The following is a 20357-nucleotide window of genomic DNA, read 5'->3' on the forward strand; positions in this document are numbered from 1 at the left end:
GATGCCAATTACTTGTTAGCTATTTGCCAATGAACTCGCTGCTAATTACTGGAACTGATACCGACGCGGGCAAAACTGTTTTGACCAGCGCTCTGGCTGCTTATTGGCAAATGTATTTTCCCGATCGCAGTTTGGGACTTATGAAACTCATGCAAACGGGAACGGGCGATCGCGAACTCTACACCCGTTTGTTTTCCCTCGACCAATCCCCCGAAGAACTCAATCCGCTGCACTTTGATGCGCCTCTAGCACCGCCGATTGCTGCGGAACGGGAGGGGAGACGTATCGAGCTCGAAAAGGTCTGGACGGCGTGGCAAAGCCTCTCTGAGCGCAAGGATTTTGTGTTGGTGGAAGCTTTGGGAGGGCTGGGCTCACCTGTAACGCGGGAACTGACGGTGGCCGATATTGCCAGGGATTGGCGGCTGAGGGGGGTTTTGGTAGTACCTGTGAGGTTGGGGGCGATCGGGCAAGCTGTGGCGAATGTGGCTCTCGCCAGACACACTGGTTTTAAGCTGAGAGGAATTGTGCTCAATTGCATTAAAGCTTATTCTGAACAAGAAATTGCCGATTTAGCGCCCGTTGATTTGATCCAGTCGCTGACTCAAATACCTGTGTTGGGTATTTTGCCGCATTTAGATGACCCGACTGACCTTGCTAAATTAGCTAAAATTGCTTCAGATTTAGATTTAGAACAGTTACTGCCAGGGGTTAATTTAGTTCCTCAGACTTCTAAATAACCCTATTCTCAACACCTCTCTTTCTCATTCTTCTCTTCCTCAGCGTACTCTGCGGCCTCTGTGGTTAAAAACTAAGATTTTATTTTAACCGCAGAGAGCGCAGAGAGCACAGAGAAAGAAAAGAGAGAGTTTCACAAATTATTCATTCAGAATTGCTATAAGGAGAATAAAAAATGGTTTCTACTTTACCGAATTTAACCTCTGTCGATTTATCTCAGTTGCGGCTGGAAATTAGAAATTTGCAGCCTCAGCTAGTCGAATGGCGTCGCCTTTTGCATCAAAAGCCGGAGTTGAGTTTTGATGAAAATTTAACGGCGCAGTTTGTCTCGCAAAAGTTGCAGGAGTGGGGAATAGATCATGAAACTAATATTGCTAAAACTGGTATTGTCGCAACTATAGACAGCGGCAAACCGGGGCGGGTTTTGGCAATTCGCGCGGATATGGATGCTTTGCCTATTCAAGAAGAAAATGAGGTGGATTATCGATCGCAGCATGATGGAATTATGCACGCTTGCGGCCACGACGGCCACATTGCGATCGCCCTTGGTACTGTTTGTTATCTGGCAAAGCACAAACACAGCTTTTCGGGTAAGGTAAAATTTATCTTTCAGCCCGCCGAAGAAGGGCCAGGAGGCGCAAAACCGATGATTGAGGCGGGTGTTTTGAAGAATCCTGATGTTGATGCGATCGTCGGCTTGCATTTGTGGAACAATCTACCTTTGGGCACTGTAGGCGTCCGCAGCGGCGCTTTGATGGCGGCTGTGGAAGTTTTTGACTGCACGATTTTTGGCAAAGGTGGACACGGCGCAATGCCACATCAGACTGTGGACTCGATCGTAGTTACAGCCCAAATTGTCAGCGCTTTGCAGGCAATTGTCGCGCGGAACATTGACCCGATCGACTCAGCGGTAGTAACTGTCGGCAAATTCCACGCAGGCGACACCCACAACGTCATTGCCGATACTGCTCAAATCGCTGGCACGGTGCGCTATTTCAATCCAGCATATCAAGGTTATTTTGCACAGCGAATCGAGCAAGTAATTGCCGGAATTTGTCAGAGTCACGGGGCAAATTACCAATTAGATTATTGTGCGCTTTATCCGCCAGTTATTAATGATTCGAGAATAGCTGAATTGGTGCGCGACGTGGCAGAAGCAGTTGTCGAAACTCCGGCGGGAATCGTTCCAGAATGTCAAACAATGGGCGGCGAGGATATGTCGTTCTTTTTGCAAGAAGTTCCCGGTTGCTATTTCTTTTTGGGTTCGGCAAATCCAGAGAAAAACTTGGCTTACCCGCACCATCACCCGCGTTTTGATTTTGATGAAACTGCGCTGGGGATGGGTGTAGAAATGTTTGTGCGCTGCGTGGAAAAGTTTTGTGCGAATCAATAAAAGATTGTGTCATCCGGTGGGGGCGGGTTTATGAGATTATTGATTTTAGGCAATGATAGTTTGTAAAACCCGCCCCTACAGCAATCATATCTATTTAACCCGATCTCTTGCACCCGCCGTCAAAAAACTGTAGGGGCGGGTTCACCAAAAGATTTAAAGAATGCAGACAGCTTAAATAAACCCGCCCCCACCCCACGCGAGAGTCTTTTTACCGAGTTTGAAAGATATTCTGCACCATTTTCTTATCTACACTCGCCGCCGCCTTATCCAATTCGGCAATCTCCCCGGAGTCTAACTCCCACCCCAAAGCACCAATATTATCCCTCGCCTGTGCCCCAGATTTCGCCCCCGGAATCGGAATAGTTTCTTTGCAGATGCACCAGTTAATTGCTACCTGCGAAACAGTCTTGTTTCTGAATGCCGCTATTTCTCGCAAACACTCCAAAAGCGATCGCATTCCCGGAAGTAGCTGCTTGCACGCCAAACCTCGAATACCTTTAGGAAGAGATCCATTTTCGGAATATTTACCCGTCAGCAACCCCAAGGCTAGAGGACTGTAAGCAATCAATTTTATCCCCAATTCATCGCAAACATCTTTCAATCCTAGTTCTGTCACCGGATAGGTAGAAAGTAGCGAATATTGTACTTGTAAAGTAACAATAGGAATTTGGCGATCGCTAAATCTTTGATGCACCCATTTCAGCCGTTTCGGCCCGTAATTAGACAAGCCCACTCCCTTGACCAATCCTTGCTCATAAAGGTCAGCCAAACCGTCTAAAAGAGCCCCCTCTTGCCAAGGAGCGTAATTGGCTGTAGACCAGTGCATTTGCACCAAATCTACATTTTTTCCGAGGCGCGCAGCAGAGGCTTTGCAAGCCGATATCATTGATTGTCGCGTCAGTCTCCAAGGATAAGCAGCCAGTTTTGTCGCAATACAAATACTCTCTTTATTTGCACCTTGATAGTGTTGAGAAAACTGACCCAAAAGCTGTTCGCTACGTCCATTTAATTTCCCTGTTCCGTAAGAGTCCCCGGTATCGAATAAAGTGACGCCGTTACTAACACAAAGATTGAAAACGGCTTGCAATTCGTCGTCCATACTTTCATTGTAGCCCCAGAGGAATCGGTTGCCCCAGGCCCAAGTGCCGCAGCCCATTTTTGGCAGTAAAATTTTTTGCTTTGTTTGCATTTTTATTGATGGTTGTTATATTAACTCCGGTTAAACTGACATCTTGCGCCTCTATTAGGAACAGGCTTTCCGGCCTGTTCCACAAAGAGTGGATTTTCTTGTGAACGGTTGCTCCTAGCCCGCCCCTCAGAGCCTTATTGTTGTAAAACTCCCCCCTCAGAATTAATGGTTTCTAACTAATTACTAATGACTGATGACTCTTTAATTCTTTTACGTGGTTGGTGATGGCGAAGGTGGGCTGTTTTTGGTAGGTTCCTCTGGCTTAGCTTTGGGGTCTGGTTTTGGTGGCGCAGGCGGAGGGAAAGTCGCCGCGCGTCTGGGTATTTGTAGCGCTGTTCGGAATGCAGAAGACGGGAAGAAACCGCTAAATTGAGAAAGTCGAACTGCTAGAGGTTCTGGTGCATATTCCCACAAGCTTTCGTAGTAGAAGAAAGCGACACCTAAGCCGTATCCTTGGACTGCTTGCACCTGAGATTTAATTTGCTGAATCGGTACGGGGTTATTTCTCAAACCTGTCATAATCCCAACTCCGGTGGGAATTTTTTGCTGCGCTTCTTGCATTTCTGGACGGTTAATCTTGTCTACAAATGATTCTAGATTGGAACGGTAGACTTGCACAATTAGCTCGTCGGCAATATCCAAACGCACCCAAGCCCGCCAATCTTGTAGGTGATGTTTGTAAGCAAACTCGTAGTAATTGGGAGAAATAGAGAAAATTGCATTGGGTTTGACTGCTTTTACGGCTTGATTTAGCTGCGACATAAAAGCGGTGATTTTATTGGCTCGCCACTGCACCCATGCTGGGTTTTGAAAATCTTTTGGCGGAGGTTGTTTGGTTTCTTTGGTATACAAAGCAACTGTGTACTCATCGTATCCAAATTCAGACGGCAAACTCATGTGATCGTCAAATTGAATGCCGTCGGCGTTATATTTAGTGGTGATTTCTAGTACGAGTTGGGTAATGAATTGCTGCACTTCGGGATGAAAGGGATTGAGCCAAACTACTTCGCCACCTGCACCGATAGATGTTTGGCTGCCGTCCTGTTTTTGTGTCAGCCAATCGGGATGATTTAAGGCTAATTCTGATGTGGGAGGAGCCATGAAACCAAACTCAAACCAAGGAATTACTAGCAGGCCTTGGCGGTGAGCTTGAGCTATCAAATCTCCGATCATATCTTGTCCCTCTAACCCTCTGTAAACAAAGGGTTGAATGTCTTTTTGCTGCGCTACATCGCTGGGATACATTGCATAGCCAGAATTCCAGACAACGGGATAGATTGTGTTAAAATTTAACCGTTTTAGTTTGCTGACAGCATCTCCTAATTTGCGACGATCTCTGAGGATGTCTTTGTCGTTTGTCGTCATCCAAACGCCGCGAATTTCCTGGCGGGGTTGCTGGGCGATCGCCGGAATGAAGTTGTTCGCCAGCAATACTATAATGAATGAGAGGGCAAACAGAAGCGGGAAAAGAGTTTTAATCGATCGCTGCCAACTGCGCGGAATGATGCGTAATGTCATAGTTTTGAATGGTGAGTTAGCTATTGAAACACACCCTGGCATAATTTGGTGATAAAATTTGCTCGCTCTACAGTCTACAGCCATTTGCGCTGAATGTGGGATCGGTTAACTGAAATGGGTGAATTGATGTTATGCGATCGCAACTGAGATCCGTATAATCTCTGAGACAGAGGGTAAGTGACAGCATTCTGTCTAACTGCTGGGAAATCATTAATTACGCACTGCCAGCTATCCTTACCGGACTCTGTGCCCCAAGGAGTGCAAGTGCTGTACAATATCGGTGCTGGAATATCTCGATAGAACATCTGTAATTGTGAAACATTTAGTGTTAATTGGCGGCGGTCACAGTCATGCTATAGTATTAAAAATGTTCGGTATCAAACCGCTGCCGGGAGTGCGTTTGACTCTGATTAGCGACGTGCTGCACGCGCCTTATTCGGGGATGCTGCCGGGACACGTTGCCGGGTTTTACGATTATGATGAATGTCACATCGATTTGCGATCGCTCGCGGAATTGGCCGGATGTCAAATATTAATCGATCGGGCGATCGCGATCGACATTAACAAAAATTTAGTTATTTGTCAAACTTGCCCTCCGGTTAATTTTGATGTGCTTTCGGTGGATATCGGCAGCACTCCTGCGACTTTATCTGTACCGGGTGCTGCAGAATATGCAATTGCAGCTAAACCCGTACCGGAGTTTTTAGCTAGCTGGAATCAGTTAATTTCCGAAAGGCAAAACCATCCCCAAAAACCGCTGCGTATAGCTATTGTTGGCGGCGGTGCAGGCGGCGTAGAATTAGCATTAAATATGCAATCTCGATTGGGGAAGGAAGAGGGAAGAAGGAAGAGGGAAGAAGGAAGAGGGAAGAAGGAAGAGGGAAGAAGGAAGAGGGAAGAAACTTTAGAAAATTTATCATCAGAAATTCATTTGTTTCACAGCGGTGCTGAATTAATGTCTGCACATAACCATCGAGTGCGTCACCGCCTTCAAGAAATTCTCATCAGTCGCGGTATTCAATTGCATTTAAAGGAAAAAGTCTGTGCTGTAAAAAAAATTGAGAGGGAAACCACTCTTCCATTCCCTACCGATTACCAAATTTCCTGTAAATCAGGTTTAGAATTAGAGTGCGATCGCATTTTTTGGGTAACACAAGCATCGGCAGCCAATTGGATAAGAGAATCCGGTTTAGCAGCCGACTCAAACGGCTTTATGCAAGTCAACGATTGCCTGCAATCCGTCTCTCACCCCAACGTATTTGCGGCAGGAGATATCGCTGCGATGGTTAATTATCCCCGTCCCAAAGCAGGCGTGTTTGCCGTGCGTCAGGGCAAACCGCTGTTTGAAAATTTGCAGCAGTTTTTATTGGAAAAACCGCTGAAACCCTTTGCACCGCAAGAACAATACTTAGGCTTAATTGGTACTGGGAATAAAAGGGCGATCGCATCTCGCGGCAATTTCATGTGGGAATCACGGTTGTTGTGGTATTGGAAAGATTGGATCGATCGCCAATTTATGCAAAAATTTAGCAATCTGCCCAAAACCCGCAATACCAAATAGCAATACATTCAGATATTTTCCGTTCTTCCTCTGCGTCAAGAGCGTCCTCTGCGGTAAATAAAAAAAGTCTTATTCAAAAACCATTGAAGCTTGCTATAGTAATATCAGAAGTAAGAAAAACTAACTATGTTCAGAAAAATTGGATTTGGGCTGCTTTGGATTGCATTTATCACCTACGCCTTTGTATTTGCACCACCCGACAGCCCAGAAAAAACCATCACACTAATTACCAATATTTCCACAGGCAAAATAGCAGACATCAACCCTTTAATTGTAGCGTTATTCAACCTCATGGGAGTCTGGCCGCTCATCTACAGTTGCGTCTTATTTGCTGACGGCAGGGGCCAGAAAATACCTGCATGGTTATTTGGCGTTTTATCCTTTGGCATCGGCGCATTTGCCTTGCTGCCTTATTTAGCCCTGCGCCAGCCGAATCCAGAATTTTCCGGTCATAAAAATATCTTTTTAAAGATATTAGACTCCCGTTTTACTGGATTTTTCTTAACATTAGCTGCTGTTGGTTTAGTTGCCTTTGGCTTGACAAAAGGCGATTGGTCTGATTTTATTGGGCAGTGGCAGACTAGCCGCTTTATCCATGTAATGAGTTTAGATTTTTGTATGCTTTGCCTACTATTTCCTGCCTTATTAGGAGACGATATGGCGCGCCGAGGAATGCAGAGTTCTATAGCATTTTGGGCAGTAACATTAGTACCGCTGTTCGGGCCGCTGGCTTATCTGTGCACGCGCAAACCCCTACCGGAAATTAATACTGAAACTGTTACAAATTAGACAGCAGTGCAGGGAATTTTCAGTTTAATGTAGAAATCAATCACAAGTAATCAGAGAAGAAACAGGCAAGATGGCTGTTTCACAATAAGTAAGTAAGTTTTATTGTGGGGAGTAGGGGTTGGGCTTCTAGCCCGCCCATGACACACTGATTACAAATAGTGCCAAATCTGAGTATTAATGTAAATAATTATCTCCCAGTCTCTAGCAAATGAAAAAATTTCCTATTGTTGGCATCACAACATACAACCGCTGTCCAGCAGGCGAATATCGCTTAAATGGAACTTATATTGATGCAGTTCAGGCGGCTGGTGGCATTCCGATTTTACTGCCGCCCAATCAATTAGATCCCGCTAGTATTTTTGATGCAGTAGATGGTTTGATTTTTTCCGGCGGCGGAGATATCAACCCAGAACTTTATGGCGGTTATGTCGATCGCACAGTTTACTCGGTTAATGCAGAACGCGACAATTTTGAATTAAACTTAGCAAAGCTAGCTTTGAAGGCTGACATACCTGTGTTGGGGATTTGCCGGGGAATGCAAATCCTGAACGTAGCCAGCGGCGGCAGTTTGGTGATTCACGTACCGGATGCTTACGGAGATGAGGTTAATCACGGATCGGGAATTCCCCCGCGTGCGATCGAGCATACCATTGAAATTGAGCCAACCAGTCGGCTAGCAAAAATTATGGGAAAAACTTCAACAACAGTTGTTTCCTGGCATCATCAAGCAGTGCGGAAGGTAACATCCGATTGGCGAATAGTAGCCAATGCACCTGACACTTTGGTAGAAGCAATGGAACATTGCTATCACCCTTGGATGATAGCAATTCAATGGCATCCGGAAATGTCGCCCAACTGTTCGTTCAACGCTCGAATTTTTCAGGCTTTCGTAGAAGCAGCAGCTTCAAAATTTATGAACTCTACCAAGTCAGCATCACAGGCAATTCATACATTTGGATAGTCACTTATTCTTGATAGTCAGTATCTATTTCAATATCCAGGGTATCTTCATCTATTCTGACATACAGAACATTCGGGCGACAGCAAACCTGACAATCTTCGATATAAGATTGTTCCATACCACCGCTGATATCAACAAAAGTTGTACTCGGTTCGCCGCAGAAAGCACAGTAATATTCAGCCGTTGTTTGCATCTTTCTCGCACTCTCTTTTTGTGACTTCGTGGCGGTAGCGAAACATATCTGTTAACCGCATTTCCACCCACCAACCTAACAACAAATCGACAATTGGGCCGCCCGGTATCGAAAATGCGATCGCATCTGTCAATCTAGTCTTGCCATTTTCTGAGGTAAACTCGTGTCGGTGAGTCCAACGTGCCATCGGCCCCTCAGTTTGTTCATCAACAAACAAGCGATATTGTTCGCACTCAGTGTGAGTCGCCACCCATTTTACAGGAATCGGCCCCAATAACAGGCGAAATTCTGATACAGCACCCACATCGAGTCCCCCTTCGCGGCGAATGATTTTCACCGGTTGCCAAGGCGGAGTCAAAAGTTGCAGAATGTCCGGCCTTTCGTGAAAGTTCCAGACAGCTTCAACGGTAGCATTAATTAAGGATGAATATTTAAAATGGGGCATTTTCTAGATTAAGTTAAACAGTTATTTGCGATCGCGTTTCAGCATTTGCAGTATTATCCTCTGTATCAGTACAAACAGCAACTGTTAGTTTCAATCCCAAAGCATTCAGCCAACTCCCCAGATTATAAATCGCATCACTTCCTTGCTGTGACAACAATTCATCCAGTTTTTTTAAGTGCAATTCATATTGTTCTGGAGTCATTTTTGGTTGACCTAGAGCTTCAGCTACATCGCCCAGAGCTCGTTTCAGCAATGCTTCGTCAGGTTCTTCGCCTTCATCTAATTCAAAATGAGTTTCGAGATAGACTGCCGCATAACCGGGGTTTTTTAGCCGTGCCATCAAAAAGTCATGATACGGTAAACTTTTAGGCATTTTTTTAACTCCTATAATCTGTCCAGTATTCTATTGCTTGGCGAATGTCTCGGTCTTGAGTGCTTTTATCTCCTCCGCACAGAAGAAGTATAATTGTTGTTCCTACTTGCCCAAAATAGATTCTGAAACCAGGGCCATAGTCTATCCTTAATTCAAAGACTCCATTTCCAACTGATTGACAATCTCCCAAATTCCCCAAAATAACTCGGTTAAGTCTTTTATTGATAATTGTTGAAATTTTGCTATCTCGGAGCGAATCATACCAGTTATCAAACGGCACTTGACCGTCTGAGGCAACATAACGCTGAATTTCACTCTCGTTGGACTTCTGCCATAATTGTATTATACTATGTCGCTCCTCGTCTTATCTTGAACCGGTTGCCAATGCGGAGTCAAAAGTTGCAGAATGTCCGGCCTTTCGTGAAAGTTCCAGACTGCTTCAACGGTGGCATTAATTAAGGATGAATATCGAAAATTAGGCATTTTGTATATCAAGTTAAACAGTTATTTCAGATCGCGTTTCAGCATTTGCAGTATTATCCTCTGTATCAGTACAAACAGCAACTGTTAGTTTCAATCCCAAAGCATTCAGCCAAGTTCCCAGATTATAAATCGCATCACTTCCTTGCTGCGATAGCAATTCATCCAGTTTTTTTAAGTGCAATTCATATTGTTCAGGAGTCATTTGTGGTTGACCGAGAGCTTCTGCTACATTGTTAAGTACCATTTTTAGCAGTTCTGCCTCGGGGTTTTCTTCTTCAAAAAAAGCCTCTAGATACATAGCAGAATCTATGGGGTTTTTGAGAGATTGTATTAGTGAGGGATGGTAAGGTAAACTTTTAGGCATTATCTTCACTCCTGTAATCAGTCCAGTATTTGATAGCTTGCTGTATGTCTCGGCCTTGAGTGCTTTTATCCCCGCCTATTAAAAGCAGGATAATAGTTGTGCCGACTTGTCCGAAATAGATTCGGTATCCAGGGCCATAATCTATTTTTAATTCATAGACTCCTTCTCCAACAAATCGATAATCTCCGAGATTGCCGAGTTGAACTCTGTCTAATCTCAACCTAATTCTAGCTTTAGCTTTGCCATCTCGGAGAACATTAAACCATTCCTCGAAAGGCACTCTGTTGTCTGGCGTAGTATAACGCTGAATTTCTTTCGGTTGGACTTCAGGCATAATTGTATTATAGTATGTCGCTCCTCGTCTTATCTTGAATCGGTTGCCAATGCGGAGTCAAAAGTTGCAGAATGTCCGGCCTTTCGTGAAAGTTCCAGACTGCTTCAACGGTGGCATTAATTAAGGATGAATATCGAAAATTAGGCATTTTGTATATCAAGTTAAACAGTTATTTGCGATCGCGTTTCAGCATTTGCAGTATTATCCTCTGTATCAGTACAAACAGCAACTGTTAGTTTCAATCCCAAAGCATTCAGCCAAGTTCCCAGATTGTCAATCGCATCACTTCCTTGCTGCGACAGCAATTCATCCAGTTTTTTTAAGTGCAATTCATATTGTTCTGGAGTCATTTTTGGTAGACCCAAAGCTTCTGCTACATCGCCCAGAGCAAGTTTCAGCAATTCAGGTTCCGGGTCGATTTCCTCTATAGTCGCCGTTATATAGGCGGCTGACAATGCCGGGTTTTTTCTCAGAGATTCAATCAAAAACGGATGATCTGGAATACTTTTAGCCATTGTTTTAAATCCTGTTGTAATCTGTCCAGTATTCTTTTGCTTGGAGGATATCTCGGTTTTGAGTGCTTTTATCTCCACCGCAGAGGAGAAGCACAATTGTTGTTCCAACTTGCCCAAAATAGATTCGGAAACCAGGGCTATAGTCTATTCTGAGTTCGCAAACTCCTTCTCCAACTGAACGATAGTCTCCCAAATTACCAGTAACAACCCGATTTAGCCTAGATCGAATCTTGGCTTGAGTGTTTGTATCTTTGAAGGAATCAAACCACTCAGCGAAAGGTACTCTGCCATCTGATGTGACATAACGCTGAATTTCCTTGGGTTGAACTTCTGGCATAATTGTATTATAGTACGTCGCTCCTTATTTTATCTTGTTAAGTTAGCTTTCAATCTACTTACTTGCAAAGATGCGATCCTCTTCGTTGGCGTAGCCCCCGTAGGGGCGAGCTTCGCTAACGCACTTTCGCATCCGCTATTTCTTAACTCGTCAACTGCAAATCCTTCGTCCTAAAATGACTCAGCGCCTCCGCTAAATGCTTCTTCAAAGTCGCCTCCGGTAGCGGCCCTTTTAAATGACTCCAAGGCAAAACCCGATCCAATTCCCACTCTTGAAAAACATAAAAATCCATCTCAGGCAACTGTCCGCGCAACTCCTTAAATGCCCGCCGATAACTGCCCAAAGTATCGCCGTAATGCCGCACTAATTCCAACAGCCGAGACAACCGCCGATCGCCCTTTGACAACAAACCCTGAATCACAGACCAGTTATAGCTTTCAGGTCTAAATTCTAAACCTAACTTCCGCAATTCTTTATCTAAAAACTTCAGCCTCTTCTCCGCATCTTTATTCACTCCAAACCACTGAAAAGGAGTGTGAGATTTCGGGACAAAAGTGCTGCATCCCAGAGTCAAGCGCAAACCGGGAACGGCTTTTCTAATCGCCCGCATCATCGCCACCGTCTCCTCTAAATCCTCCATCTCTTCACCAGGAATTCCCGCCATCCCGTAAAGCTTAATTCCCTTTAAGCCGCCCGCCTTAGCATTAATAGCAGCTTGAATAATTTCGTCATTTGTGAGTTTTTTGTTAACGATTTTGCGGAGGCGATCGCTCCCGCTTTCCACCGCAATTGTCACAGATTTGCTGTCTCTGTTTGTCAATATTTCGGCCAATTTAACTGTCACCGTATTCGTCCGTACCGAAGAAAGACTCAGCCGCACGCCGTCGTATTTCGGATGATTCAAATGATCCAGCAACGCTTCAAATTCCGGGTGCTGAGTCACCGAAGCACCCAGCAAACCCAAACGATTAGTTACAGCTAAACCGCGATCGATCGCCGGAATTAGCGAAGCCTCCAAACTCGCAGTTCTAAACGGCAAAGTCAGATAACTTGCCAAACAAAAACGGCACATTTCTGGACAACTCCGAACCACTTCCACCATGTAAATATTTTCCCAAGCCGCTTTTTCTGTCACCACAGTGGAAGCAGATAAAGTATTGCCGCGATAAGTCTGTTTTTCAACCATACTGGGAATTCCCGAATCGACAGGCTGAATCGATTTAATCCCCTCAGCAGCATCGAGATAAGTTACTTCGTACAAACTGGGGACGTAAACTCCCGGAACTTGGGCTAAATGCCGCAATTTAGTTAATCTGTCGGCGGTACGGACTTCTTTACAAGCATCAATAAAATTGTCTATGAGATGTTCGCCATCTCCCAGCAAAATCACATCAAAAAAATCGGCAAAAGGTTCGGGATTAGCAGTAAAAACCGGGCCACCGCCGAATACTATCGGATGATTATCAGTTCGTTTTGACGCCCAAATCGGAATTTCTAGAGATTCCAATAAATTTAGAATATTTACATAGTCTAGTTCCCAAGAAAGCGAAAATCCCAGTAATTCTGGATGTCGGGGAAGTTGTTCGCGGATATCAGTAAATAAACGACTGACTTCAATATCCGATCGCACAGCCAAAGTTGCCCACACTATCTGATAGCCGAGACTGGTAATACCCACCGTGTACTCGTTGGGAAAAGCAAAAATAGTCGGGATAGCATCAGCATCGGGGGTTGCTGGGGCAAATAGTAAGCGTTCTTGAGCAAATGGATTAGGATTCACGGGCAAATTTAGTTTTAACAATAGGTCTGTTCTTATCTCATTTTAAGCCATTTCCAAAGTCATTGTAGGGTGCGTCAGGGTTGAATGTGGCGACCACAAACTAAGGATCTCCCCGCTGACGCACCCTACAGTTAGTTAGCTGTTACATCCGTTACATCTCACATCTTGCACCATTCTCAAGAACAGGCTTTTCGGCCTGTTCCACAAAGAGTGAATTTTCTTGTGGAACAGGCCGGAAAGCCTGTTCCTAAAAAGCTTATTGAGAATGGTGCAACATCTCAGTTACATCCGAAGAAAGCGAATCTGTTGGCGAACTTCCTTATTGCTTCTTCAAATTTACTCTGAAATAGAATCGCCATCGTCTTGCCTTCTCGGCGGCGGTGGACTGTGAAAAGTTGCAATCAGCAAACAGATAATCCCAGCATTAATAAACACATCGGCTAGATTAAATACGGGGAACCGAATTATCCGAAAATCGATAAAATCTACAACGTGGCCCGAAACAAATCGATCGATCCCATTCCCCAGTGCTCCCCCCAAAATCAAACCGTAGCCAGCTTGTTCCCAGCGGTTAATTCGCGGCCCGAACCAAGCTAGTACCATCAATCCGACACTAACGGCCAAAGACAGCCACCGCAACCAAATCGCCCCGCCATTGCTGAACAGACTAAAAGCCGCACCGGTATTAACAACATAAGTGAAGTGAAACACCCCAGGTAACAGTGGCTGCGTTTGCGGAGGAACCGTCAATTCAAAATTTTGCACCACCCAAAACTTAGCCAGGTGGTCTAAAACTAAACTGATAACAGCAGCAACCCAGAACAAGGGATTTCTTTTAAAACGCATGAATTAAGCAATAGAAAATGGGGCATCGGGCCTGAGAGAATTTACTCCAATCTCACTTGTCATTGCGAGCAGAATGCAGTGGATAAAAGCAATCCCAGCCGCAGCGACAGGACTCTCCCGTTGGGCAATGTATAGTATAACCTTATTTTGCACAATTACCAGTTACCTCTTCCTTGTTCCTTCTTCCTCCTTCCTTATTCCTTATTCCTTCTTCCTGACATCCGTTACATCCGTTACATAATCCGTTGCCGAACTTCCTTCGCAATCAATAAAACATCAAGCGGCGCAAAGTAAATGACAGCACTGCGATCGCACAAACTACCGCTAATTGTCCCGGCAGAGGATAAACCGAATATTTAAGAATCTCATCGAATAAAGGTGTTTTTTTTGCCGGAGGCAGCCAGTAAGTAAAAATTAGATAAATTAAGCCGATCGCGTGAACAGTGAACAAACCGCACAAACAGCTAAAAGCCATAGATTCCAGCCGCGAAGCCACCTTAAAAGCCACCCAGCCGCACACCCAAGCACCAGGCACAAAACCGAGCAAATACCCAAAACTCGCTTCTTTGAGATAGCCGATGCCGCCGCCTTGAGAAAAAACTGGCCACAAAGTTAATCCTAATGCCAAATAAGCAATTTGCGAGAGAGCCGCAGCATTTTTCCCCCCCATGCAGCCTACTAGCAAGACGGCTCCAATTTGATAGGTAACACCTAAAGAGTAGGCCTGAAGTCCTCGATCGTCCCACAACCCAATCGGAATTGTGACAGATGCAGGCAAAAAAGTGCCTCCTATCGTCAGGAGCAAACCAATAACAGCCCAGATTAATTCAATAGGAGCAGGCATTATAGCAGAAGGAAGAAAGAAGGAAGTTGCAATCGACCGTTTATGTTTGTGCAATTAAGAACGTCCTAACCGTCAGGGCGGTTGCTACATCATCAAACGGCATTCGTCAGAAGGCATTTGTCAGATGCAAGCTTAAATGCCCGCAGCTTTTAAATTCTTAATACTAGCACTACTGTCAAAATAACCACCATTGTATGGTTTTCTGGTTCTCCAGCCTCGATCTTGTGATAATTTAATGAGGAATTTTTCGCGATCGGGCGATCGACTGCTTGTTTCCGTAGCTATTTCTCTGCCCTATATCTTATATATTCACAATTGTCAAGCTCATTACTAACATTAATAATATTAATTAATATTAAATTGCCATTAAGTGTAAAGATTCTTAACCTAACCTTTACTTTTGCGCGCTATGCTGGTGCGGGACACCCCTATAACGATCGCAGATTTTTTATACCTATGCTTTTTCGTCTCAACTTGATTAATCCAAACCGTCTGACTACTGCAATTTCCGCTATGGCGATCGCCCTCAGTGTAGCAGCTTGCAGCAGTCCCAGCACACCCACAGGCGGCACCACCAGCCCCGGCGGCGACACCGCAGCATCCCCCGGCGCATCCCCCGTTGCAGCCACCGGCACAGCGGAAAACACCAAACTCGCCCTAGCCTCAGACGTAGCCATCACCGCAGCCGGCGCCTCATTCCCCGCCCCCCTGTACCAGCGTTGGTTTCAAGACTTCAACAAAATCAACCCCAAAGTACAAATTAACTATCAATCAGTAGGCAGCGGCGCCGGAGTCGAACAATTTACCAAAGGCACAGTAGACTTTGGGGCCAGCGACACCGGCATGAAAGACGACGAAATTGCCAAAGTTCCAGCAGACAAAGGCGTGATACTGCTGCCCATGACAGCCGGCAGCATCGTCATCGGCTACAACCTGCCAGACTTAACCGAACCACTGAAACTGCCACGGGCTGTTTACGCAGATATCTTCGCCGGTAAAATTACCAACTGGAACGACCCCAAAATTGCAGCGGCAAACCCGGGCGCTAAATTGCCAGACCAAGCCATCACCATCGTCCACCGTTCCGACGGTAGCGGTACCACCGCCGTCTTCACCAAACACCTGAGTGCCATCAGCCCCGACTGGAAAAGTGCAGTAGGCGACGGCAAAACAGTACAGTGGCCCGTAGGCGTAGGCGCAAAAGGCAACGAAGGCGTCACAGCCCAACTCCTGCAAACCGTCGGCAGCATCGGCTACGTAGAATACGGCTACGCCAAAAACAACAATCTCAAATTTGCATCTTTGGAAAACAAAGCAGGCACATTTGTAGTACCTACCGACGAGTCAGCTTCTCAAGCTTTAGCGACTGTGCCGCTGCCGGAAAACCTGCGAGCATTTATCGAAGACCCCGAAGGCGCTCAATCCTATCCAATTGTCACCTACACTTGGATGCTCGTCCCCAAAACAGTTGCTGACCCCAACAAAGCCAAAACCATCGAGGCAATGGTTGAATACGGCTTAACTGAAGGTCAAAAAGTGAGCTCCGAATTGGGCTACGTTCCTCTGCCCCAAAACGTTAGAGAAAAAGTAGCCGCAGCCGCTGACGGCATCAGCCCAGACTACAAGATTGAGGTAGCCAAATAGTAACTGTTGACTGTTGACTGTTGACTGTTGACTGTTGTCCGTTGTCAGAGGGAAAAAAGGCCTTCGGCATTGCGCGTGCGGGTAAAAATCAGGAAGAACGAAGAGAGATATTTCTGTGGGGCGGATTTTACCAGAAATATTTGTTAAAAAGTCAGGGGATTAATAAATCCGCCCCTCTTCTATGTAACAATCGGTGCATCTGTGTAGGGGCGGGTTTCACAAACCATAATTGCTTAAAATCAATAATCTGATAAACCCGCCCCCGCTTGGGCTGTAAATCGCCATCTACCTCTTTCAAAATACAAGGGGCGGGTTTTACCAGAAATATTTGTTGAAAAGTTAGGTGATGAATTAACCCGCCCCTATGTGATTTTATTTATGGTCTTTCTTTCTGCTTCCTTCTAGCTTTTTCCGAAACAGGCTATTTTCCGCTACTATATATTTGGTTTTTTTTTCTATGATTTCAGATAATAACAGCGCTCAATCACAGAGCCGATCGCGCTCTGGGGCAGAAAAATCCTTAGACCAAGGCTTTATCTGGCTCACGCGGATTTTGGGCATAGGAGTTGGTGTAATATTGCTGGTAATCGCGCTCACCGTTGGTTACAGGGCTTTACCTGCAATTCAACAGTACGGTTTGGGCTTTCTGTTTGGTAGTGATTGGAATCCGGTTAAAGAAGAGTACGGTGCGCTGCCGATGATTTACGGGACGATCGTCAGTTCGGCGATCGCGCTCCTAATTGCAGTACCATTAGGAGTAGGGACTGCAATCTTCTTGAGTGAAGATTTTTTGCCGCTGCCAGTCCGCACAGCTTTGGTTTTTTTAGTAGAACTTTTAGCTGCCATTCCCAGCGTAGTCTACGGTTTGTGGGGAATTGCTGTATTGATTCCCCTGATTACTACTCTCGGCAAGTTTCTCAACGGCACTTTCGGATGGCTGCCGATTTTTAGCACCTCGCCAGTTGGGCCGGGAATGTTACCAGCAGGAGTAATTTTGGGAATCATGACTTTGCCCATTATTACTGCTATCTCCCGCGACTCTTTGGCAAGTCTCCCGCCCGATTTGCGACAAGCATCTCTAGGTTTAGGGGCTACTCGGTGGACAACGATTTTTAGGGTACTCGTACCGGCGGCTTTTTCCGGCATTGTCGGCGGAATTATGCTTGGGCTCGGTCGCGCGATGGGAGAAACAATGGCTGCGACTCTGTTAATTGGCAATTCCAATCAGTTAAGTCTTTCTGTGCTAGCTCCGGCAAATACAATTGCTTCTCTGATGGCAAATCAGTTTGCGGAAGCCTCCGGGTTGCAAGTAGCAGCTCTGATGTACACTGGGCTAATTCTGTTTATTATGACACTGATTGTTAATATTTTGGCAGAGTGGATTGTTTCTCAAGTAAGAGCGAAGTACAACTAGAAGTTTGCCGCCATTTCCTACATATTTTTAGTTTATGTCAAATAGCGTCTCCGATGAGAATCCTTTGGTATCAAAAACAGGCAGTTTAAAGAAGGTTAAAAACAGCCCGCAAGCGCTGTTTAGTCTGGGGATGACTGTATTGGCTGGAGCTAGTCTGGCCATCACTCTGCTGCCTTTGTTTGCAGTTCTTTCCTACGTCACCGTACAAGGTTTCAATCGCCTGAATTTAGACTTGTTTACCAAGCTGCCACCCCCGCCCGGACTATCGGGAGGCGGTATTGCTAATGCAATTCTCGGTACATTGATGACGGTGGGAATTGCTTCTTTAATTGCTGTTCCTTTTGGTGTATTGGCCGCCGTTTATTTGTCGGAATTCAGCAGCGGCCAAGTAGCTCGCTGGGTGCGCTTTGCTACTAATGTCCTCAGCGGCGTTCCTTCGATTATTGCAGGGGTATTTGCCTACGGTTTGTTCGTGGTAAATATGGGAGGTTTTTCGGCAATTGCAGGGGGCGCGGCGCTGGCCGTGCTGATGTTGCCGACGATTGTGCGGACTACTGACGAAGCTCTACAAATCGTCCCGCAAGATATTAGATGGGCCTCGGTTGGTGTGGGTGCTTCTAATTATCAGACGGTGTTGCAGGTGGTTTTGCCTGCGGCAATTCCGGCTATTTTAACGGGCGTGACGCTGGCAATTGCTCGCGCTGCAGGAGAAACTGCTCCTTTGATTTTTACGGCGCTGAATTCGCCTTTTTGGCCGGCAGGATTTGATAAGCCAACTCCGAGTCTTTCGGTTTTGGTGTACAACTTTGCAACGGTTCCTTTTAAGGCACAGAAAGAATTGGCCTGGGCGGCATCTTTGATTTTGGTGATTATGGTTTTATTGACGAGTATTCTTTCTCGCTGGGCTACTCACAAAAAAGTGTATTAGTCAGTTGACAGTTGTCAGTTGTCAGTTGTCAGTTGTCATATCATTTCCGGTTAAATAAATATAATTATTGTAGGGGCGGGTTCGCCAAGATATTCAATACAAACCCGAGTTCCAGTAAAGCCGCCCCGGCCAAGATATTATAAGAAATCTACCGGAATTGAGATCGTTGTTCAGCGGTAATTTGTAAAATTCGATTGGAGTATTATCTGTATGATGATGGATTTAGACAAGCAAACGGAAACAGTTTTACGGACAGAAAATATCAATATTTTTTACGGCGCTTTTCACGCGGTTAAAAATGTTTCTATGGAGATTCCTAAAAATCGCATTACTGCGTTGATTGGACCGTCTGGCTGCGGTAAAAGTACAATTCTGCGATGTTTTAACCGCCTCAACGATTTAGTTAGCGGTTTTCGTTTAGAGGGTAGAATTGATTACAAGGGTCAAAATCTTTACGATCCTGATATTGATGCTGTGGAGGTGCGCCGCAAGATTGGGATGGTGTTTCAAAAGCCGAATCCTTTCCCGAAGTCGATTTATGACAATATTGCTTACGGTGCGAGGGTGAACAATTATAAGGGAGATATGGATGAGCTGGTGGAAAAATCGCTCAGCCAAGCTTATTTGTGGGATGAGGTGAAGGATAAGTTGAAGCAAAGCGGTTTTTCTCTTTCGGGTGGCCAGCAGCAGCGTTTGTGTATTGCTAGGGCGATCGCGATTAATCCTGATGTAGTGTTAATGGATGAACCTTGCGCTTCTCTTGACCCGATTTCTACGATTAAGATTGAGGAGTTGATGCGGGAACTCAAGGAGAAGTATACGATTGTGATCGTTACTCACAATATGCAGCAGGCTTCTCGGGTTTCTGACCTGACTGCTTTTTTCAATGCTAAACTTTCTGACGATGGGAAGCGGTTTGGCTATCTTGTGGAGTGTGACAAGACTGAGGTAATTTTCCAAACTCCGAAGGAAGAGTCTACTTTAGATTATGTGAGTGGCCGTTTTGGTTGATTCCCCGACAGGCTGAAGCCTCTCGCTACAGAAACGAAGTCCCTCTCGCTTGAGACTAAAAACATTTAATTTGCTCAGTATGCTAGCGACAAAAAAAACTGCATAAAACTTTTCTGAATTTAGAATCCCGCTTTCTTGGAGAAGGCGGGATTCTGGGTTTTATGTTTAATAGCTCGATCGGAGATGTTGCACCATTCTCAATAAGCTTTTTAGGAACAGGCTTTTCGGCCTGTTCCACAAGAAAATTCACTCTTTGTGGAACAGGCCGAAAAGCCTGTTCTTGACAATGGTGCAAGATGTGAGTCGATCGCACTTTTTGCAGATACAAGCCGCTGATTTTTGTGAAGAAATGCTCGAAGATTTCACCAAAAAACTGGGCGGAGCGTAGCGGAGGGCTGAAGCCCCGTCCTTTCAGGACGGCTTTTCCTTAACCTTGAGGCTCCTGATTGACTATAAATACATCAGTTTTAGTTCTACCTACAGATTTGCAGCGATCTTCAACGAGTGCAAATTTAGATTCCTGCATCTAAAAAATCTCAACGTTTGTTCACGCTCTTTTCCGGTGTTTTGCTGTATTATATTACAACAAAGAGGACTACTCATGTTTGGCTGTCAACAAAATGTAATTCTGGCTGATTCAGATGTTCAAGCTATTCTTGAATACCTGTGTTCCGAAGCTGCCAAGCTTTCTAATTGCGGA

23 protein-coding genes and 2 pseudogenes are annotated in these 20357 nt (G+C 45.2%); 10 read left to right on the forward strand and 15 right to left on the reverse strand.

The annotated features are described in order from the left end of the window. The first annotated feature begins 29 nt into the window (after positions 1 to 29). Together bioD and QT992_RS19955 are read left to right on the forward strand one after the other, a co-directional pair. Positions 30 to 737: a dethiobiotin synthase gene (gene bioD, locus QT992_RS19950; protein ID WP_333336488.1), complete on the forward strand. Its 708-nt coding sequence runs from the start codon at positions 30 to 32 to the stop codon at positions 735 to 737. A 173-nt stretch (positions 738 to 910) separates the two neighbouring features. Next, complete coding sequence (locus QT992_RS19955; protein ID WP_333336490.1) at positions 911 to 2128, forward strand: M20 family metallopeptidase; 1218 nt, start codon at positions 911 to 913, stop codon at positions 2126 to 2128. 208 nt (positions 2129 to 2336) lie between these two features. On the opposite strand, the gene QT992_RS19960 is transcribed toward QT992_RS19955, so the two are convergent. Together QT992_RS19960 and QT992_RS19965 are read right to left on the reverse strand one after the other, a co-directional pair. After that, entirely contained in the window at positions 2337 to 3317 is a 981-nt protein-coding gene (locus QT992_RS19960; RefSeq protein ID WP_333336492.1) for an aldo/keto reductase, read from the reverse strand. Positions 3318 to 3527: 210 nt separating this feature from the next. Further along, positions 3528 to 4919, reverse strand: coding sequence for a glycoside hydrolase family 10 protein (locus QT992_RS19965; protein WP_333336494.1), 1392 nt, complete (start codon positions 4917 to 4919; stop codon positions 3528 to 3530). Positions 4920 to 5148: 229 nt separating this feature from the next. Between QT992_RS19965 and QT992_RS19970 the strand changes: the two genes are divergently transcribed. The 3 genes from QT992_RS19970 to QT992_RS19980 all read left to right on the forward strand — a co-directional run bounded on the left by QT992_RS19970 (position 5149) and on the right by QT992_RS19980 (position 8146). Further along, positions 5149 to 6396 (forward strand): FAD-dependent oxidoreductase, encoded by a 1248-nt coding sequence (locus QT992_RS19970; protein WP_333377598.1) that lies wholly within the window; start codon positions 5149 to 5151, stop codon positions 6394 to 6396. A gap of 126 nt (positions 6397 to 6522) precedes the next feature. Beyond that, positions 6523 to 7185, forward strand: coding sequence for a DUF2834 domain-containing protein (locus tag QT992_RS19975; protein WP_333321789.1), 663 nt, complete (start codon positions 6523 to 6525; stop codon positions 7183 to 7185). A gap of 208 nt (positions 7186 to 7393) precedes the next feature. Further along, the gene (locus QT992_RS19980) at positions 7394 to 8146 is read left to right on the forward strand and encodes a gamma-glutamyl-gamma-aminobutyrate hydrolase family protein (RefSeq protein ID WP_333377602.1); all 753 of its coding nucleotides are present in this window, start codon (positions 7394 to 7396) and stop codon (positions 8144 to 8146) included. 4 nt (positions 8147 to 8150) lie between these two features. Here the strand turns inward: QT992_RS19980 and QT992_RS19985 are convergent, their stop codons facing one another. The 13 genes and pseudogenes from QT992_RS19985 to QT992_RS20045 all read right to left on the reverse strand — a co-directional run bounded on the left by QT992_RS19985 (position 8151) and on the right by QT992_RS20045 (position 14660). After that, a complete protein-coding gene (locus tag QT992_RS19985) occupies positions 8151 to 8339 on the reverse strand; it encodes a CPXCG motif-containing cysteine-rich protein (RefSeq protein ID WP_006635525.1) in 189 nt (62 codons plus the stop codon). Further along, a complete protein-coding gene (locus QT992_RS19990; protein ID WP_333377605.1) occupies positions 8323 to 8784 on the reverse strand; it encodes an SRPBCC family protein in 462 nt (153 codons plus the stop codon). The genes QT992_RS19985 and QT992_RS19990 overlap by 17 nt, the downstream gene beginning before the upstream one ends. A 13-nt stretch (positions 8785 to 8797) precedes the next feature. Beyond that, entirely contained in the window at positions 8798 to 9157 is a 360-nt protein-coding gene (locus tag QT992_RS19995) for a transcriptional regulator (protein WP_333336503.1), read from the reverse strand. A gap of 4 nt (positions 9158 to 9161) precedes the next feature. Continuing rightward, entirely contained in the window at positions 9162 to 9467 is a 306-nt protein-coding gene (locus tag QT992_RS20000) for a type II toxin-antitoxin system RelE/ParE family toxin (RefSeq protein WP_445251180.1), read from the reverse strand. A gap of 59 nt (positions 9468 to 9526) precedes the next feature. Next, positions 9527 to 9640, reverse strand: a pseudogene (locus QT992_RS20005) (SRPBCC family protein); the annotation flags it as partial. A gap of 13 nt (positions 9641 to 9653) precedes the next feature. Further along, positions 9654 to 10004 (reverse strand): transcriptional regulator, encoded by a 351-nt coding sequence (locus tag QT992_RS20010; protein WP_333321796.1) that lies wholly within the window; start codon positions 10002 to 10004, stop codon positions 9654 to 9656. Further along, on the reverse strand, positions 9997 to 10338 hold the full coding sequence (locus QT992_RS20015) for a type II toxin-antitoxin system RelE/ParE family toxin (protein ID WP_333321798.1): 342 nt from the start codon (positions 10336 to 10338) through the stop codon (positions 9997 to 9999). Before QT992_RS20015 ends, QT992_RS20010 begins: the two co-directional genes overlap by 8 nt. Positions 10339 to 10372: 34 nt before the next feature. Next, positions 10373 to 10486, reverse strand: a pseudogene (locus QT992_RS20020) (SRPBCC family protein); the annotation flags it as partial. A 13-nt stretch (positions 10487 to 10499) separates the two neighbouring features. Continuing rightward, the gene (locus tag QT992_RS20025) at positions 10500 to 10853 is read right to left on the reverse strand and encodes a transcriptional regulator (RefSeq protein WP_333321800.1); all 354 of its coding nucleotides are present in this window, start codon (positions 10851 to 10853) and stop codon (positions 10500 to 10502) included. A gap of 4 nt (positions 10854 to 10857) precedes the next feature. After that, positions 10858 to 11190 (reverse strand): type II toxin-antitoxin system RelE/ParE family toxin, encoded by a 333-nt coding sequence (locus QT992_RS20030; protein WP_333321802.1) that lies wholly within the window; start codon positions 11188 to 11190, stop codon positions 10858 to 10860. Positions 11191 to 11332: 142 nt separating this feature from the next. Then, positions 11333 to 12970 (reverse strand): radical SAM protein, encoded by a 1638-nt coding sequence (locus QT992_RS20035; RefSeq protein WP_333377608.1) that lies wholly within the window; start codon positions 12968 to 12970, stop codon positions 11333 to 11335. A 336-nt stretch (positions 12971 to 13306) separates the two neighbouring features. Further along, positions 13307 to 13816, reverse strand: a complete 510-nt coding sequence (lspA, locus tag QT992_RS20040) for a signal peptidase II (RefSeq protein ID WP_333139481.1) — start codon at positions 13814 to 13816, stop codon at positions 13307 to 13309. Between the two features lie 265 nt (positions 13817 to 14081). Then, positions 14082 to 14660, reverse strand: coding sequence for a biotin transporter BioY (locus QT992_RS20045; RefSeq protein ID WP_006635529.1), 579 nt, complete (start codon positions 14658 to 14660; stop codon positions 14082 to 14084). A 456-nt stretch (positions 14661 to 15116) separates the two neighbouring features. On the opposite strand from QT992_RS20045, the gene pstS reads away from it, so the two are divergent. From pstS to QT992_RS20070, 5 genes are all read left to right on the forward strand, one after another. Then, the gene (pstS, locus tag QT992_RS20050; protein ID WP_333342937.1) at positions 15117 to 16304 is read left to right on the forward strand and encodes a phosphate ABC transporter substrate-binding protein PstS; all 1188 of its coding nucleotides are present in this window, start codon (positions 15117 to 15119) and stop codon (positions 16302 to 16304) included. Between the two features lie 457 nt (positions 16305 to 16761). Further along, complete coding sequence (pstC, locus tag QT992_RS20055; protein ID WP_333321808.1) at positions 16762 to 17718, forward strand: phosphate ABC transporter permease subunit PstC; 957 nt, start codon at positions 16762 to 16764, stop codon at positions 17716 to 17718. Positions 17719 to 17752: 34 nt separating this feature from the next. Beyond that, on the forward strand, positions 17753 to 18646 hold the full coding sequence (pstA, locus tag QT992_RS20060; protein WP_333107069.1) for a phosphate ABC transporter permease PstA: 894 nt from the start codon (positions 17753 to 17755) through the stop codon (positions 18644 to 18646). Positions 18647 to 18856: 210 nt separating this feature from the next. Further along, positions 18857 to 19657, forward strand: a complete 801-nt coding sequence (pstB, locus tag QT992_RS20065) for a phosphate ABC transporter ATP-binding protein PstB (protein WP_333342936.1) — start codon at positions 18857 to 18859, stop codon at positions 19655 to 19657. Positions 19658 to 19910: 253 nt separating this feature from the next. Further along, positions 19911 to 20045, forward strand: a complete 135-nt coding sequence (locus QT992_RS20070) for a hypothetical protein (protein ID WP_333338699.1) — start codon at positions 19911 to 19913, stop codon at positions 20043 to 20045. Positions 20046 to 20357 lie beyond the last annotated feature (312 nt).

Origin of the sequence: Microcoleus sp. T3_D1, assembly GCF_036700405.1 — a bacterium.
GTDB lineage: Bacteria > Cyanobacteriota > Cyanobacteriia > Cyanobacteriales > Microcoleaceae > Microcoleus.